This is a genomic window from Microbacterium proteolyticum (genome assembly GCF_030818075.1).
GTDB lineage: Bacteria > Actinomycetota > Actinomycetes > Actinomycetales > Microbacteriaceae > Microbacterium > Microbacterium proteolyticum_A.
Genome location: NZ_JAUSZZ010000001.1, coordinates 1,485,141 through 1,499,115, shown reverse-complemented (window position 1 = coordinate 1,499,115; position 13,975 = coordinate 1,485,141). Strand labels below are relative to the sequence as shown.

Below are 13,975 nucleotides of genomic sequence, written 5' to 3'. Positions count from 1 at the left end.
TGCCGAGTGAAGCGCAATCCCTTCCGAAGGCGCGGGCCCGACTCGTACATTTGAGAGTGTTGCGGAGGGCCTCGGAGAGTACTCGGGGGCCTTCTGTCGTTTCCGGGTTCTACCGGATGACCGGCGTCGGGGCAAAGGCCAATCCGAACGCGGGCATCCCTCCGAAGATGTGGCAAGGCGGCCGGACGGTCGCTGCCAACACACTGGGAGGTTCATCATGAGCTCATCACCCAATCGCCTCGTGGCCACCGTCTTCGGCGCTGTCTACCTGCTCGTCGGACTGCTCGGCTTCGCCGTCACCGGCGGTGTCGGGTTCATCGCCACCGACGGCGGTCTGCTGCTGGGCATCTTCGAGGTCAACCCGCTGCACAACATCGCGCACCTTCTGATCGGTGGCGCGCTGCTGGTCGCCGGTCTCGCGAACGCCCGTGCCGCCAAGGGCGTCAACACCACCGTCGGTGCGGTCTACCTTCTGCTCGGCATCGTCGGCTTCTTCCTGGTCGAGACCCCGGCCAACATCCTCGCGCTGAACGTGCCCGACCACTTCCTGCACCTCGCCAGCGCCGTCGTGCTGCTCGGTGTCGGCCTCGGCACCGAGCGCAACATCCCGCGCACCGCGGCGGTGTGATGTGACCGCCGCGACCTTCCTGCGGTCGTGGCCCTCCGTGTCCGCATGGGGGGCCGGCCTCATCGTCGCCGCCCTCGGTGCGGGCGCGATCGTCCGACCCGGTTCCGAGGCCACCGCCATCGGCCTCGGAACCGGGATGGTGGTCCTCGGACTCGCCCTCCTCGCGTGGGGCGGGGCGGTGCTGTCGAAGGGCCGCCTGCTCGCTCCGCGGGCGACCCTGGCGGGAACTCTGGCCACCCTCGTCGCCACGGCGGCCCTCGTCGTCGTCGACCCGGCGCACACCAGCATCCTGGGTGCCGCCGCGGCATCCGTTCTCCTCGTCGTCGTCGGCGCCACCGCAGCCGGTCATCTCCGACGCGTCCGCGACGAGGGATCGGCCGATCGGTCGGCGCAGCCCATGAGCGTCGTCGGTCTGCTCGTCGCGGCCGCCGTGATCGCCGTGGTCGTCACGCCCGCGCTGGGAGCCACCCAGAACGCTGTGCTGCTGCGCGACGACGGCACGGTACCGGTCATCACGCACGAGGGCCACTGATCGGGGCCGGTGCAGCCGGAGGACCTCCACGAGTGAGATACCTCCGGCGCCCGGTCGCTCAGACGGTGGCACGCTGGAATGGTGACAGACGCTTCCTCCCCCGCTGTCCCGGGCTGGATCCAGTCGCTCCGCGGGAAGATCCTGACCGCTCTCGCGGGCGACCCGACGGGAATGGCTCCGTACGTGCGCGACATCGCCGACGGCGACGACACCGGGTACTTCGTCGAGAACGGTCCCGCGTGGACGGTGCACGCCGGCATGGGGACGCTGGTCGCCGGCATCCGGGCCCTCCTCCTGCAGGCGCTGCACCCCGGAGCACTCGCGGGCGTGCACGACTGGTCGCGCTATCGCGAAGACCCCATCGGCCGCCTCACCGGGACCGTGCGCTGGGTCATCACGCTGACGTACGGATCGAAGGCGCAGGCGGATGCCGAGACCCGGCGCGTCGGGCGCTTCCACCAACGCGTGAAGGGCGAGTACCGGGCCGGTGACGGCTCCGAGCGGGCCTACACGGCGGAAGCCGTCGACCTCGTGCGGTGGGTGCACCTCGCCTTCACCGATGCCTTCCTCGCCGGACACGAGGCGTCGGGCAAACCCATCCCCGGCGGACCCGACGCCTACGTCGCCGACTGGGCGACGGCGGGGCGCCTGATGCGGGTCGTGGACCCGCCTATGACCCGTGCGGCGCTCCGCGGCGAGATCGACGGGTTCTTCGAGCGCGGAGAGCTGCGCGGCGGCGAACGCGTCGACGACGTGGTGAGGTTCCTCCGCACACCCCCGTTCCCGGGCGCGATGGGCCTGGCCTATCGGGTGCTGTTCGCGGCGGCCGTGGCGACCATCCCCCGCCGATACCGCAAGATGCTCGGCGTGCACCGGTGGCCGCTCCCCGTACTCGCGCTGACGCGCGTCGTCCTGCGCATCACGGAACGGGCGCTGGGCGCGGGACCGCGCGCGCAGGACATGGCGCGCGAGCGACTGCGGAGGTTGGAGCGGGAGGCGGCATGACCGAGGATCCGCGTCAGGCGGCGGAGCGCTACCGGCTCGATCGCGAGCTGCGCGCGGCCGGACTCGAACCCGAACCGGATGTCGCCGGGTCGGCGGGCGACACGCGGTCGACGCCCGAGCGCGGGTCCACCGCCGCCGAGCGTGCGGCGTTCGTCGAGACCGCCATCCAGCAGGCCATCCGCCGCGGTGAGTTCGACGACCTGCCCGGGGCCGGCAAACCCCTCCCCGATCTCGGGTCGTCGCACGACCCCGACTGGTGGATCCGCCGCAAGATCGAGACGGAGAAACTCACCGGCCTCGGGCCCCCGGCGCTCACGCTCCGCGTCGAGCATGCGGAACTGGCGGAGCGGCTGGATGCCATCCCGCGCGAGCCCGAGGTGCGCGAGGCGGTGCAGGACTTCAACCGCCGGGTCATCGAGGCACGGCGGCAACTTCTCGGAGGGCCCCCGGTGGTCACGCCGACGGTGGACGTGGATGCCGAGGTCGCGGCGTGGGCCGAACGACGGCGGGCGCGCGAGGCGGCGGCGTCGGTGCAGGCGCCGGTCCGGCGCCGGCGCTGGTTCGGGCGAGGACGCTGAGCGGCCCCGGCCCCCGACGGGCGGAACAACCTTTCAGGCGAGGTGGGTGAGACCGTCGAAGCCGCCGGAACCCGAGGAACGTCAGAGCGCCGCGAGCGCCTCGGCGCGTTCGACCAGCGCACGCGCGCGGGCCAGGGTCGGGGCGTAGGAGCCGTCCACGGGACCGTCGGGAGTCGCCGACAGCACCGACCGCGCAGCTTCCACCTCGGCGGGCGACGGCGTGTAGCCCGCGTGAGCGCCGGCGATCACGGCATCCTGCAAGGCGAGCGTGCCGGTGAAGCCCATCGAGACCGCGTGCAGGGCGGCATCCCGCGCCTGCTCGATCGGACCGCACGGGCCGTCGATGGGACCGGCGATGCCGGCGGCGGCCGAAGCCACCACGAGCTGCGCACGCGGCCACGACAGCGCGATGCGGTCGGCGGACATGCCGGTGTCACGGCGGAAGTCGCCGGTCCCGAAGGCGAGGCGACGGGTGGCCGGATGAGCGGCGATCGCGGGGGCCGCGAGCAGCGCTGCGGCCGACTCGACCATCGCCACGATCGGGGTTCCGGCCGGGAGGGATGCCGACACGTGCGAGACGTCGTCGGGTCCGGCGCACATCGCCAGGACGACGCCCGCCAGACGATCCTCGAGCTCTCGACCCAGGGCGAGATCCGCCTCCCCGTCGCGGGTGCCCGCCGCGCTGATGCGCAGCCACACGGGAGCCTCGGCGGCGGCGCGGCGGGCCCGCTCGCGTCCCTCGGCCTTGCGGGCGGCGGGGAGACCGTCTTCGAGGTCGATCACGAGCACGTCCGCCGCGGTCTCCCGGCCGCCCACCAGCGGCGAGCGGAGCATCCACGTGCGGGCCAGGTCCACACGCGCGGGGGCGGGGGCGGCCGAAGCCGCCCCCGCCGGGGTGTGCGCGATGGTCACGAACGGCTCCGGGCCGCCGCCTCCGCCTCCGCCTTGGCACGGAAGGCGTCGAGCGTGTCGGTGTCGACGGTGGCCGGGCCGGTGCCGACCTCCGCCGAAGCGAGCTCCTTGGCATCCGCCGCGGTGTTGACCGAGCCGTGGTCGTCACCGGTGAGCAGGTTCTCGTCGAACGGGATGTTGCCGGCGAGCACCTCGCGAACGCGCTGGCCGTCGTACTCCTTGGTCCAGGCGCCGATGAGCATGGTGGCCACGGCGTTGCCGGTGAAGTTGGTGACGGCGCGGGCCTCGGACATGAACCGGTCGATGCCGACGATGACGCCGACGCCGTTGACCAGGTCGGGACGGTAGGCCGAGAGACCACCGGCGAGGGTCGCAAGACCCGCACCGGTCACACCGGCCGCACCCTTGGAGGCGATGATCATGAAGATCATGAGACCGATCTGCTCCGGGATAGACATCGGGGCACCCATGGCGGAGGCGATGAACAGCGACGCCATGGTCAGGTAGATGGCCGTGCCGTCGAGGTTAAACGAGTAGCCGGTCGGGACGGTGATACCGACGACGGGCTTGGACACACCGAGGTGCTCCATCTTCGCGATGAGGCGGGGAAGCGCGGCCTCGGACGAGGAGGTGCCGACGATGAGCAGGTACTCGCGGCCCAGGTACTTCATAAGCGTGAAGATGTTGACGCGGGTCACGGCGTACAGCAGCGTTCCGAGGACGCCGACGATGAAGACGAAGCACGTGAGGTAGAACGCACCCATCAGGATGCCGAGGCTGATAACGGCGGCGAAGCCGGTCTTGCCGACGACGGCGGCGATCGCACCGAACGCACCGATCGGGGCGAGCCACAGGATCATGCCGAGGATGCGGAAGACGAGCACCTGGAAGTTGCGGATGGCGTCGACCATCTGCGCGCCGCGCTCGCCCATGCGCTGCAGGGCGAAGCCGACGAGCAGGGCGATGAACAGCACCTGGAGGATGCTGCCGCCGGTGAAGGCCGAGAAGAACGTGGTCGGGATGATGCCGAGGATGAAGTCCTGCGTGGTGGTGGGCTCGGACGACGTCTCGTAGGTGGCACCGGCGATGTTCAGGCCCTCGCCGGGGTGGATGATGTTGCCGACGATGAGGCCGATGATCAGGGCGAACGACGACATGACCAGGAAGTAGACCATCGCCAGGCCACCGATCTTGCCGACCGTGGAGGCCTTGGCGATGGAGCCGATGCCGACGACGATCGTGCAGAAGATGACCGGGGCGATCATCATCTTGATGAGGCTGACGAAGCCCTTGCCGATCGGCTCGAGCGTCGTCGCGAACGCGGGGGCGACGAGGCCCACGACGATGCCGCCGACGACGGCGATGATCACCGAGATGTAGAGCCAGTGGTTGCGGTCGATCTTCTTACGCGGCCGACCGTCGCGAGTGGTGCGGAGTGAAAGTGCCATCAGCGCCTATCCCCTCTTCCTAACGTCATTGTTAATCTCCGGCGGAGCTGCCGGATGGGTGAGATGTCTCGTCCTTCCCGGCGGGACGGCCGGGTGGGTGGAGAGTCCCCGTGAATCCGGCCGCGAGGCCGGTGAGAGATGTCGTGCTTCCCCCGGCTGGGCCGCCGGTTGATGTCACGACTGTGGTCGACGGCGAGCCCCAGGACGATTTGTGGTCGTATTGTTCACGGCATGGGCAGGAAAGAGCGGGGGATGCGACTGAGCGTGGGCGGGCGCCTGGCCCTCGTGTCGCTCGGCGTCGTCGTGCTCGTCGCCGGGGTGCTCGCGGCCCTGCTGTCGGTGCAGCTGAGCGACTCGGGCCAGCGCGAAGCCGAGAAGGTGACCCGCTCGGTGGCGGAGACCTTCGCCCACGAGGCGGAGATCGCCACCCTCGTCGAAGAGCGCGACTCCGACCGCCTGCAGCCGATGGTCGAGCAGATCCTGCCCGACGCCGACCTGTCGTTCGTCACGATCATGACGCCCGACGGCATCCGTCTCACGCACCGCAACCGTTCGGAGATCGGCGAGCAGTACCAGGGATCGCGCGGCGAAGCCCTCGCCGGCGAGACGTTCACCGAGGTCTACGTCGGAACGCTCGGCCCGTCGGTGCGCACCATCGCCCCCATCCGCGAGGGCGGCGACGAAGACGGTCCCATCGTGGGCCTCGTCTCGGTCGGCGTCACCCTCGGCGCCGTGCAGCAGGACCTCGCGGCCCGCGTCCCCCTGATCGTCGCGGCATCCGCCGCCATCGTCGGTTTCGGCGTGCTCGGCGCCATGCTCGTGCGGCGCAGCGCCCGCCGCGTGACCGGCTCGTACACGCCCCGAGAGCTGTCGCGCCTCGTCGAGAGCTACGAGACGGTGCTGCACTCGCTGCGCGAGGGCCTCGTCGTCACCGACCGCGACGGACGCATCGTGCTGTACAACGACGAAGCCGCCGACCTGTTGGGGCTCCCGCCCGCCATCACCGGGCAGGTCTCGCTCGATCCTCGTGCCGCCGACATGGATGCCGCCCTGGCCGACGCCATCGCGAGCGGGCGGCGCATGGTCGAGGAGACGGTGGTCAACGGCGAGCGGGTGCTGCTGGTGAACCAGGAGGAGGCGCGCGATCTCACCGGGCGCCGGGCGCCCGAGCGCGGACACGTCATGACTCTTCGCGATCGCTCCGAGCTGCAGGCACTGCTCGGAGAGCTGGAGGGCGTCCGCACGCTGAGCGACACCCTGCGCTCGCAGACGCACGAGCACGGCAATCGCCTGCATGCACTCCTGGCGCTGCTCGAGCTCGGACGGGTCGACGAGGCCCGGCGCCTGATCGTGGCATCCACGGAAGACCGGCAAGAGCTCGCCGACCGGCTGGTGTCCGACGACGATGACGCCGTCATCGTCGCCCTGCTGCTGGGAAAGCTCGACGAGGCTGCGGAGCGCGGTGTGCGTCTCGACCTCGACGTCGCCGAACCCGCCCCGCGCGTGCCTCTGGCGGCTCCCGAGGCCGTGACCGTCGTGGGCAACCTGGTCGACAACGCCCTGGATGCCGCCGCCGCGGGCGGCGAGCCCCGCTGGGTGCGCGTGACGCTCGCCGAGAAAGAGGGCGATGCCGTGTTCGAGGTCGCCGACAGCGGCGAGGGGTTCGATCCCTCGCTCCCCGACCCGTTCGCCTACGGCGCGTCGACGAAACCCGCGCACGCCCCGGGCGGACGCGGAGTCGGGCTCGCCCTCGTGCGCGACATCGTCGCCGCACACGGGGGCACGCTGCAACTCGCCGCCGAGCCGACGACGGTGCGGGTGTTCCTGCCCGTGGTGGTGTCGGCGTGATCCGGGTGCTGGTCGTCGATGACGACGCGCTCGCGCTCGAGCTGCATTCCGCCTACGTCGAGCGGGTGCCGGGCTTCGAGGTGGCGGGGCAGGCCGCGGGCGCCCGGGCGGCGCTGACCGCGCTGACCGACCCCGCCCGGCAGTTCGAGCTCGTGCTGCTGGATATGACGATGCCCGACGGCGCCGGCCTCGACGTCGCCCGACGCGTGCGCGCGATGGGTTCCCGCGTCGACATCATCGCCGTCACGGCGGTGCGCGATGCCGCGACCGTCCGCGCCGCCGTGTCGACCGGCGTCGTGCAGTACCTGATCAAACCGTTCGCGTTCGGGGCGTTCCGCGAGCGGCTCGAGGCGTACCGCGCGTACGTCGAGGGCCTCGACCGTGCCGCCGGGGAGGCGACGCAGTCCGAGGTCGACGCGCTGCTCGGCTCGCTGCGCACCGTCGCACCGCCCGCCATGCCCAAAGGCCTGAGCGATGAGACCCTGCAGGCGGTGGCGGAGCGGGTACGCACGGCATCCGGCGCCGTCTCGTCGACCGAGGTCGGCGAGAGCGAGGGCATGTCGCGCGTGACCGCCCGGCGCTACCTCGAGCATCTCGCCGACGTGGGCCGCGTGCGCCGGGAGCCGCGCTACGGCGGCCAGGGGCGCCCCGAGATCACCTACGCCTGGGTGCGCGGCTGACCGGCGACGCGCTTCGTTCTCGGGAGCCGCGTCGGGCGCGGCACCCCGCTCGCAGTCGCCGGGCCCGCGGCATCCGGGTGTCCCGTCTCAGCACCCAGCTCGCAGAATCACGCGTTCCTCGCAGAATCCGCCACGAAATCTGCGAGCTCCGCGCGCGTCTGCGAGATCTCCGCCTCGGCGGGCCCGCGGCATCCGGGCCTCCCGTCGCGGCACCTACCTCGCAGAATCACGCGTTCCTCGCAGAATCAGCTGTGGAATCTGCGAGCTCCGCGCGCATCCGCGAGATCTCCGTGTCGCCGGGCCCGCGGCATCCGGGCCTCCCGTCGCAGCACCCACCCCGCAGAATCACGCGTTCCTCGCAGAATCCGCCACGGGATCTGCGAGCTCCGCGCGCGTCTGCGAGATCACGCACCGCAGCGGGCAGCGGCTCGAACCGCGTGGGAGGTCAGAGGTCGAAGGCGGCGCGGACGCCCTCGTTCACCACGACGCCGGCGCGCACGTTCAGGCCCTTCGCGAGGGCGGGGTCGGCGGATGCCGCGGCCTCCCAGCCGGCGTCGGCGATGCGCGTGATGTAGGGCAGGGTGGCGTTCGAGAGGGCCCGGGTCGAGGTGTGCGGCACCGCGCCCGGCATGTTCGCGACGCAGTAGTACAGCGAGTCGTGCACGCGGAAGGTCGGGGCGTCGTGCGTGGTGGGCCGGGAGCCCTCGAAGCAGCCGCCCTGGTCGATCGCGATGTCGACGAGCACCGAGCCGGGCTTCATCGCCGCCACCATGTCGTCGGTGACGAGCTTCGGCGCCGCGGCCCCCGGGATGAGCACCGAGCCGATCACGAGGTCGGCGTCGGCGAGCTGCTCCGCGATCTCGAGACGGGTCGAGGCGCGGGTCTCGATCGCGCCGCCGAAGCGCTCCTCGAGCTGACGGAGCTTGGGGAGCGAGATGTCGATGACCGTCACACGGGCGCCGAGGCCGAGGGCGTTGGCCGCGGCGTGCTCGCCCGCCACGCCGCCGCCGATGACGACCACCTTCGCGCGCGGCGTGCCGGGCACACCGCCGGGGAGCAGGCCGCGACCGCCCGAGGCACGCAGCAGGTGATGGGCGCCCTCGATGATCGACAGGCGCCCGGCCACCTCGCTCATCGGAGCGAGCAAGGGCAGCGCACGGTCCGCGGTCTGCACGGTCTCGTAGGCGACGGCGGTCGTGCCGGCGGCCATGAGCGCGTCGGTCAGCGGGCGGTCGGCGGCGAGGTGCAGGTACGTGAACAGCGTGAGATCGCGACGGAGGAAGCCGTATTCGGGGGCGATGGGTTCTTTGACCTTGACCAGCAGCTCGGCACGCGCCCACGTCTCCTCGGCGGTCGCGACGATCTCGGCACCGGCGGCCCGGTACTGCTCGTCGGAGAAGCCGCTGCCCTCACCCGCTCCGGCCTGGACGAGCACCTCATGACCGCGGTGCACGAGCGCGTCGACCCCGGCGGGGGTCATCGCGACACGGTTCTCGTTGTTCTTGATCTCGGTCGGCACACTGACGCGCATGGGGTCCTCCTGAACGGATGAGCGATGCCGGGAGAATCGCAGAATGGGATGTTTCTGTGGTGTTTCCCCGAAGATCCTTCGTCGCACGCGCTCGAACGGCGGCTATTCTCGGATGCCGTGGGCTGGAACGCCCTCGAGAAGCGAAGGATCTGCGATGGCCGACAACGACCTGCATCCGCTCGACGCGCGCATCATCGAGCTGCTGTCCGCCGATGCCCGGATGACGAATGCCGCCCTGGCCGAGACCCTGGGCGTGGCGGCATCCACCGCCCATGCGCGCGTGCGCGCGCTCGTCGACCGCGGCCTGATCACGGGCTTCCACGCCGCCGTCGACCAGAGCCGACTCGGGCGCGGACTGCAGGCAATCGTCGGCGTGACCCTGCGTCCGGGTCAGCGGCAGGAGAGCATCCGCGCGTTCGCGCACGAGGTGCGCCGGCATCCGGACGTCATCCAGCTGTTCTTCCTCGGCGGAGCCGACGACTTCCTCGTGCACATCGCCGTCGACGACTCCTCTGCCGTGCGGCGCTTCGTCGTCGACCATCTCTCGGCGCGGCACAGCGTGGCATCCACGCGCACGAGCATCATCTTCGAATACCACCGCAACGCCGTGGCGGCGGACTTCGACTGAAACGCAACCGGGGCCGGCGAAACGATCCGCCGACCCCGGTGTGCTGCGCCGCTCAGGCTGCGGTCACGGTGATGTCGAAGGTGGTGCGCTGGCCGTCGGCACCCGCGATCCACCCCTTCGTGCTGCCGACCTTGTCGGCCGAGAACGCCGCGTTCAGCGACACCTCGTCGTCGTCGGAGCTGAGGACGGCCGCGTCGAAGTGCACCACGGCGTCGTCGTCGGCTCCACCGGTGCCGGTGAAGGCGCCGCCGTTGTCGGCGTCGAGCACGACGATCAGCGCCTGGCCGAGCTGCAACGTCACCGGCCCCTGGGCCAGGTCGGCCGGGGTGACGACCAGCGGGAACGGCATGCCGCCGAGGACCACGCCGTCCGCGTCGGGGGCCTCGTCGTCGCCGCTCGGAGCCGGCACACCGTCGATGAACGTGTCGTCCTGCGGGGCGGGCACTCCATCGACGAACGTGTCGGCCTGGGGGGCGGGCGACTGCTCGGGAGCGGCGAAGGCGGCGGCTCCGCCGGTCATCAGACCCACGGCGAGGATCGAGGCGGTCACAGCGGAGAGGGTACGAATGCGCATGAGCTGCACCTTTCAGTCGACGCCGCAGCCCGTTCCGGATGAACGAGCGATCAACGCGGCCTGTACCCCATACATGGCCACCACCACCGCCGCTCTTTCACATCCCCCGAAAAAAACTTCCCGGAGCGTTCCGGCGGCCCGTGGCCGCCGCACGCGCGGAGAAATCAGAGGAGCCCGCGCGAGACATCGGCACGGGAGCTTCACCCGCGGCACGGCACGGTCCTGCCCCGCCGCGAAAGCGGGGTCGCGGACGCGGCACGGCCCGCCCGGCCGCGACAGGGCACCACCCGGCCGCCACGAAGGCGGGGTCGCGGACGCGGCACGGCACAGCCCTCCCGGCGCGAAGGCGGGTCACGGGACGCGGCCGGCTCATCGATCACGACCGGTTCCCGACTCGGTGTCGGCGCTCCGCATGCGGCGTCGGCGGAGCACGGCGTCCTCCGACGGACGAGAACCGGGGCCGGCGGAAGATTCCGCCGGCCCCGGTTCGTTCGAGACTGCTCAGGAGTCGGTCACGGTGATGTCGAAGGTGATGCGCTGACCGTCGGTGCCGATGATCCAGCCCTTCGTGGCACCGGCCTTCTCCGCCGAGAACCCCGCGTTGAACGATGCCTCGTCGTCGTCGGCGCCCACCGTCGCGGCGTCGAAGTGCACCACGGCATCGTCGTCGGTCCCACCGGTTCCGGTGAAGATCCCGCCGTTCTCGGTGTCGAGCACGACGATCAGCGACTGCCCGGTCACCAGCGTGACCGGTCCCTTGGCGAGGTCGGCCGGAGTGACGAACAGCGGCGCCGGCTCCCCGTCGATGAAGATGCCCTCTTCGTTCTCGGAGGTCGCGTCCGCCTCGTCGGTCGGAGCGGGCACACCGTCGACGAAGGTGCTCTGGTCGGGGGTGGGGGCTTCCTGAGCCGCGGCGAAGGCGGCGGCTCCGCCGGTCATCAGACCCACGGCGAGGATCGAGGCGGTCACAGCGGAGAGGGTACGAATGCGCATGAGCTGCACCTTTCAGTCGACGCCGCAGCCCGTTCCGGATGAACGAGCGATCAACGCGGCCTGTACCCCATACATGGCCACCACCACCGCCGCTCTTTCACATCCCCCGAAAAAAACTTCCCGGAGGATCCCGCCCGGTCAGACGCGCGCGATCGACGACCGGCGCGACCGCCGCATGCGCGCCGCGAGCCGAGCGGCACGCGCGACGTCGAGCCCCGGAACGTAACACCGCAGAAGCGCGAGCGCGACAGCCGGGAGGTGGGTGGCATCCGGGTACACCATCCACAGGGGACGCAGGTCCGGCTGGAACTTCTTCTTGAAGGCGGCCAAGGAACGGAATCCGTAGGCGGGTTCGAGCAGCCAGCTCGACGTCTCGAGCAAGCGATCGACGGCCGAGGGCGCCTCGCCGTCATCGACACGGTTCGGCGCCAGGGGCGAACCCGACAGGCTCAACATGGTGCATCCGTCGGCACGCAACTGCTCGACGGCGGCGCCGACCAGGAACTCCACGACCCCGTTCATGGCGTCGTGCCGACGCCGCATGACGTCGAGCGTGTATCCGCACAGACCGTGTGCGCCGAAGGCGGGGATCCAGGTCGTGACCGCGATGATCCGCCCCGACGCATCGCGCGCCAGCATGAGCCGCGCCGCCGGGTCGGCGGCTTCGTCGACGGTGCCGAGGGTGAAACCCATCTCCGGCACCGACTTGTCGGCGACCCAGCCCTCCGAGATCTCGCGGATCTGCACGCGGTCGCCCAGCGCGAGCGTGCCCCACGACACCCACTGCGCAAGGACGCCCTCGCGTTGGGCGCGGTTGGTGGCCGTCCGGACGTCCTGCCGCTTCTTCCCCGCCGGGGTCCAGGTCTGCGGGTCGAGGATCGCTTCATCGGCCACCCGCGTCCGCTGCCACCCCAATCCCCCGAGCGCGTCGGCCGCCGCGTCGTCGACGCTGTAGAAGACCGGGGTCCATCCGTTGTCGCCGCAGAACTCCACGAACGCCGCACCGATCTCGGGCCGGCCGCGATCCCCACCGAAGGCACCGCCCAGGGTCACGGCGACGCCCCCGTGCGGACGGTACGCGAAACCGGCATCCGCCCCGGGGGCGAACCAATAGGCGTTACCGGGCCAGGTGGCCATGAAGCCGAGCGAACCGCACCCGCGCTGCACCATCTCGCGTACCCGCGCGCGATCCTCGTCCGCACGGACGGACTGCGGGCGCATCACCAGCCGCACCGTGGCCGCCACGCACACCAGCCAGAAGACGAGGGGCGGCAGATACCAGAGAGCCTGGGCCAACGGCGTGGCGGGTGCGGCGTGCACCCACTCGCCCGGCACGAGAGACGGGGGAAGCAGCCGCAGCGGAGCATCGCGCCACAGCGTCTCCGGCGTCAGCCGCGGCGAGAAGTGATCCGCCGCGGCCAGGCCCCCCGCGAACGACACCGCCACGGTGGCCGCGGCGGCGAGCGCGACCGTCGTCAGGAAGGTGCGCAACGCCTTCGACGTCGGCGCGACAGAGACCGCCCGTCGAGACAGGAAGAGCGTCACCGCGACACCGAGAGGAACGACAGCACCTACGGCGAACCCGACCAACGTCTGCCATACCCCGTCGGCATCGGTGCCGCGCACCCGTGCAAGCAGGGCGAGCGTGTCGGGCTCCCACACGATGAACAGGGCGCTCATGCCCGCGTAGATGAGCATGTTGACCGCCATGGCGACCCCGAGAGCCGCGAGCTGGCCCCGGAGAATCCCCCATGCGGCCACGAGGAGGACGAGGAGGGGAAGGACGGCGATCCACCCGGCGTGCGCCTGCACCTCGGAGAAGCTCGCGGCGTCGGGGCAGGGAACGAGCGCCGAACCCGCCACGCACACCACCCCGTCGGCGACGACGATCGGGTCGTACGACAGCCATCCGTAGACGGACAGCAACCCGGCACCGCTGCCCCACAGCGTCGCCACGATCGGCCCCATCGCGGTGATCGCCGTCAGCGCGCACAGGAGCACGCGCACCTCGTGGCGCGAGCTGCGCTGCACGCGCATCGTCGCCCGCTGCCCCCCGGCCAGCATCCCCAGACCGAGCCCGACGGGCAGCGCGAGCAGCGCGAACAGGTCGCTCGCGGACGCCGAGTAGAGGAACATCGTCACCGCCAGGAGCAGACAGACCCCCCGCACCCGCCGACGCCACAGGGCGCCTGCGAAGCAACTCGCCGCCATCGCCACGACCAGCAGGGCGGGCAGCGGCGACGCGCCCGTCACGGGCATCTCGCCGAGAGGGACGGTCGGAAACAGGTGCGACTCCCCGGCTCCGACGGTCAGACCCGCCACCGACGTGACCACGCCCCCGACGGCATAGGCCAACAGCGTCCGCGCGCCGCCCATGAGTCGTTCCGCCCACCCGCACACGAGCAGGACGGCGATCCCGACGACGAACAGCGACAGGGGATCGTCGACGCGCACGAGGGTCAGGAGGATCGCCCGCAGGTCGAACGAGCCGGCGCTGCGGAAGGCGTCGGCATTCATCGAGACCAGACTGACACCCACGACGACGGCGGCGAGGGTGCACGCAACGAAGGGAAGCGGCTGCCGGCGGCCCGCAAGCCTCGCGCCGGACGTCTGCCGCA

At 71.3% G+C, this 13,975-nt stretch carries 13 protein-coding genes; 7 read left to right on the top strand and 6 right to left on the bottom strand.

The window, feature by feature from the left end:
- Positions 1 to 217 precede the first annotated feature (217 nt).
- The 4 genes from QE392_RS06820 (at position 218) to QE392_RS06805 (ending at position 2,743) form a co-directional block, all read left to right on the top strand.
- Positions 218 to 628 (top strand): DUF4383 domain-containing protein, encoded by a 411-nt coding sequence (locus tag QE392_RS06820; protein ID WP_307449871.1) that lies wholly within the window; start codon positions 218 to 220, stop codon positions 626 to 628.
- A gap of 1 nt (position 629) precedes the next feature.
- Positions 630 to 1,160: a hypothetical protein gene (locus QE392_RS06815; protein WP_307449868.1), complete on the top strand. Its 531-nt coding sequence runs from the start codon at positions 630 to 632 to the stop codon at positions 1,158 to 1,160.
- Positions 1,161 to 1,241: 81 nt separating this feature from the next.
- Complete coding sequence (locus tag QE392_RS06810; RefSeq protein WP_307449864.1) at positions 1,242 to 2,165, top strand: oxygenase MpaB family protein; 924 nt, start codon at positions 1,242 to 1,244, stop codon at positions 2,163 to 2,165.
- On the top strand, positions 2,162 to 2,743 hold the full coding sequence (locus QE392_RS06805; RefSeq protein WP_307449860.1) for a DnaJ family domain-containing protein: 582 nt from the start codon (positions 2,162 to 2,164) through the stop codon (positions 2,741 to 2,743). The genes QE392_RS06810 and QE392_RS06805 overlap by 4 nt, the downstream gene beginning before the upstream one ends.
- An 81-nt stretch (positions 2,744 to 2,824) precedes the next feature.
- Here the strand turns inward: QE392_RS06805 and QE392_RS06800 are convergent, their stop codons facing one another.
- Together QE392_RS06800 and QE392_RS06795 are read right to left on the bottom strand one after the other, a co-directional pair.
- Positions 2,825 to 3,655: an HpcH/HpaI aldolase/citrate lyase family protein gene (locus QE392_RS06800; RefSeq protein ID WP_307449855.1), complete on the bottom strand. Its 831-nt coding sequence runs from the start codon at positions 3,653 to 3,655 to the stop codon at positions 2,825 to 2,827.
- Entirely contained in the window at positions 3,652 to 5,103 is a 1,452-nt protein-coding gene (locus tag QE392_RS06795) for a cation:dicarboxylate symporter family transporter (RefSeq protein WP_307449852.1), read from the bottom strand. The genes QE392_RS06800 and QE392_RS06795 overlap by 4 nt, the downstream gene beginning before the upstream one ends.
- Before the next feature lie 231 nt (positions 5,104 to 5,334).
- Between QE392_RS06795 and QE392_RS06790 the strand changes: the two genes are divergently transcribed.
- Both QE392_RS06790 and QE392_RS06785 read left to right on the top strand, forming a co-directional pair.
- Complete coding sequence (locus QE392_RS06790) at positions 5,335 to 6,951, top strand: sensor histidine kinase (RefSeq protein ID WP_307449849.1); 1,617 nt, start codon at positions 5,335 to 5,337, stop codon at positions 6,949 to 6,951.
- A complete protein-coding gene (locus QE392_RS06785) occupies positions 6,948 to 7,631 on the top strand; it encodes a response regulator (protein ID WP_307449846.1) in 684 nt (227 codons plus the stop codon). The genes QE392_RS06790 and QE392_RS06785 overlap by 4 nt, the downstream gene beginning before the upstream one ends.
- A 445-nt stretch (positions 7,632 to 8,076) precedes the next feature.
- Here QE392_RS06785 and ald read toward each other — a convergent pair whose 3' ends face one another.
- The gene (ald, locus tag QE392_RS06780) at positions 8,077 to 9,162 is read right to left on the bottom strand and encodes an alanine dehydrogenase (protein WP_307449842.1); all 1,086 of its coding nucleotides are present in this window, start codon (positions 9,160 to 9,162) and stop codon (positions 8,077 to 8,079) included.
- Between the two features lie 154 nt (positions 9,163 to 9,316).
- Between ald and QE392_RS06775 the strand changes: the two genes are divergently transcribed.
- Entirely contained in the window at positions 9,317 to 9,790 is a 474-nt protein-coding gene (locus tag QE392_RS06775; RefSeq protein ID WP_307449838.1) for an Lrp/AsnC family transcriptional regulator, read from the top strand.
- A 52-nt stretch (positions 9,791 to 9,842) separates the two neighbouring features.
- Here QE392_RS06775 and QE392_RS06770 read toward each other — a convergent pair whose 3' ends face one another.
- From QE392_RS06770 to QE392_RS06760, 3 genes are all read right to left on the bottom strand, one after another.
- Complete coding sequence (locus QE392_RS06770) at positions 9,843 to 10,364, bottom strand: hypothetical protein (RefSeq protein WP_307449834.1); 522 nt, start codon at positions 10,362 to 10,364, stop codon at positions 9,843 to 9,845.
- Between the two features lie 501 nt (positions 10,365 to 10,865).
- Positions 10,866 to 11,357, bottom strand: coding sequence for a hypothetical protein (locus QE392_RS06765; protein ID WP_307449831.1), 492 nt, complete (start codon positions 11,355 to 11,357; stop codon positions 10,866 to 10,868).
- A gap of 138 nt (positions 11,358 to 11,495) precedes the next feature.
- Positions 11,496 to 13,874 carry a bifunctional lysylphosphatidylglycerol flippase/synthetase MprF gene (locus QE392_RS06760; RefSeq protein WP_307449826.1) on the bottom strand — a complete coding sequence of 793 codons (2,379 nt, stop codon included), beginning with the start codon at positions 13,872 to 13,874 and terminating at the stop codon, positions 11,496 to 11,498.
- Positions 13,875 to 13,975: the final 101 nt, after the last annotated feature.

Excerpts from the sequence above, each read along its gene's own strand:
- QE392_RS06820 (WP_307449871.1), top strand. The coding sequence starts at position 218 with ATGAGCTCATCACCCAATCGCCTCGTGGCCACCGTCTTCGGCGCTGTC.
- QE392_RS06805 (WP_307449860.1), top strand. The coding sequence starts at position 2,162 with ATGACCGAGGATCCGCGTCAGGCGGCGGAGCGCTACCGGCTCGATCGC.
- QE392_RS06795 (WP_307449852.1), bottom strand. The coding sequence starts at position 5,103 with ATGGCACTTTCACTCCGCACCACTCGCGACGGTCGGCCGCGTAAGAAG.
- QE392_RS06790 (WP_307449849.1), top strand. The coding sequence starts at position 5,335 with ATGGGCAGGAAAGAGCGGGGGATGCGACTGAGCGTGGGCGGGCGCCTG.
- ald (WP_307449842.1), bottom strand. The coding sequence starts at position 9,162 with ATGCGCGTCAGTGTGCCGACCGAGATCAAGAACAACGAGAACCGTGTC.
- QE392_RS06775 (WP_307449838.1), top strand. The coding sequence starts at position 9,317 with ATGGCCGACAACGACCTGCATCCGCTCGACGCGCGCATCATCGAGCTG.
- QE392_RS06770 (WP_307449834.1), bottom strand. The coding sequence starts at position 10,364 with ATGCGCATTCGTACCCTCTCCGCTGTGACCGCCTCGATCCTCGCCGTG.
- QE392_RS06765 (WP_307449831.1), bottom strand. The coding sequence starts at position 11,357 with ATGCGCATTCGTACCCTCTCCGCTGTGACCGCCTCGATCCTCGCCGTG.
- QE392_RS06760 (WP_307449826.1), bottom strand. The coding sequence starts at position 13,874 with ATGAATGCCGACGCCTTCCGCAGCGCCGGCTCGTTCGACCTGCGGGCG.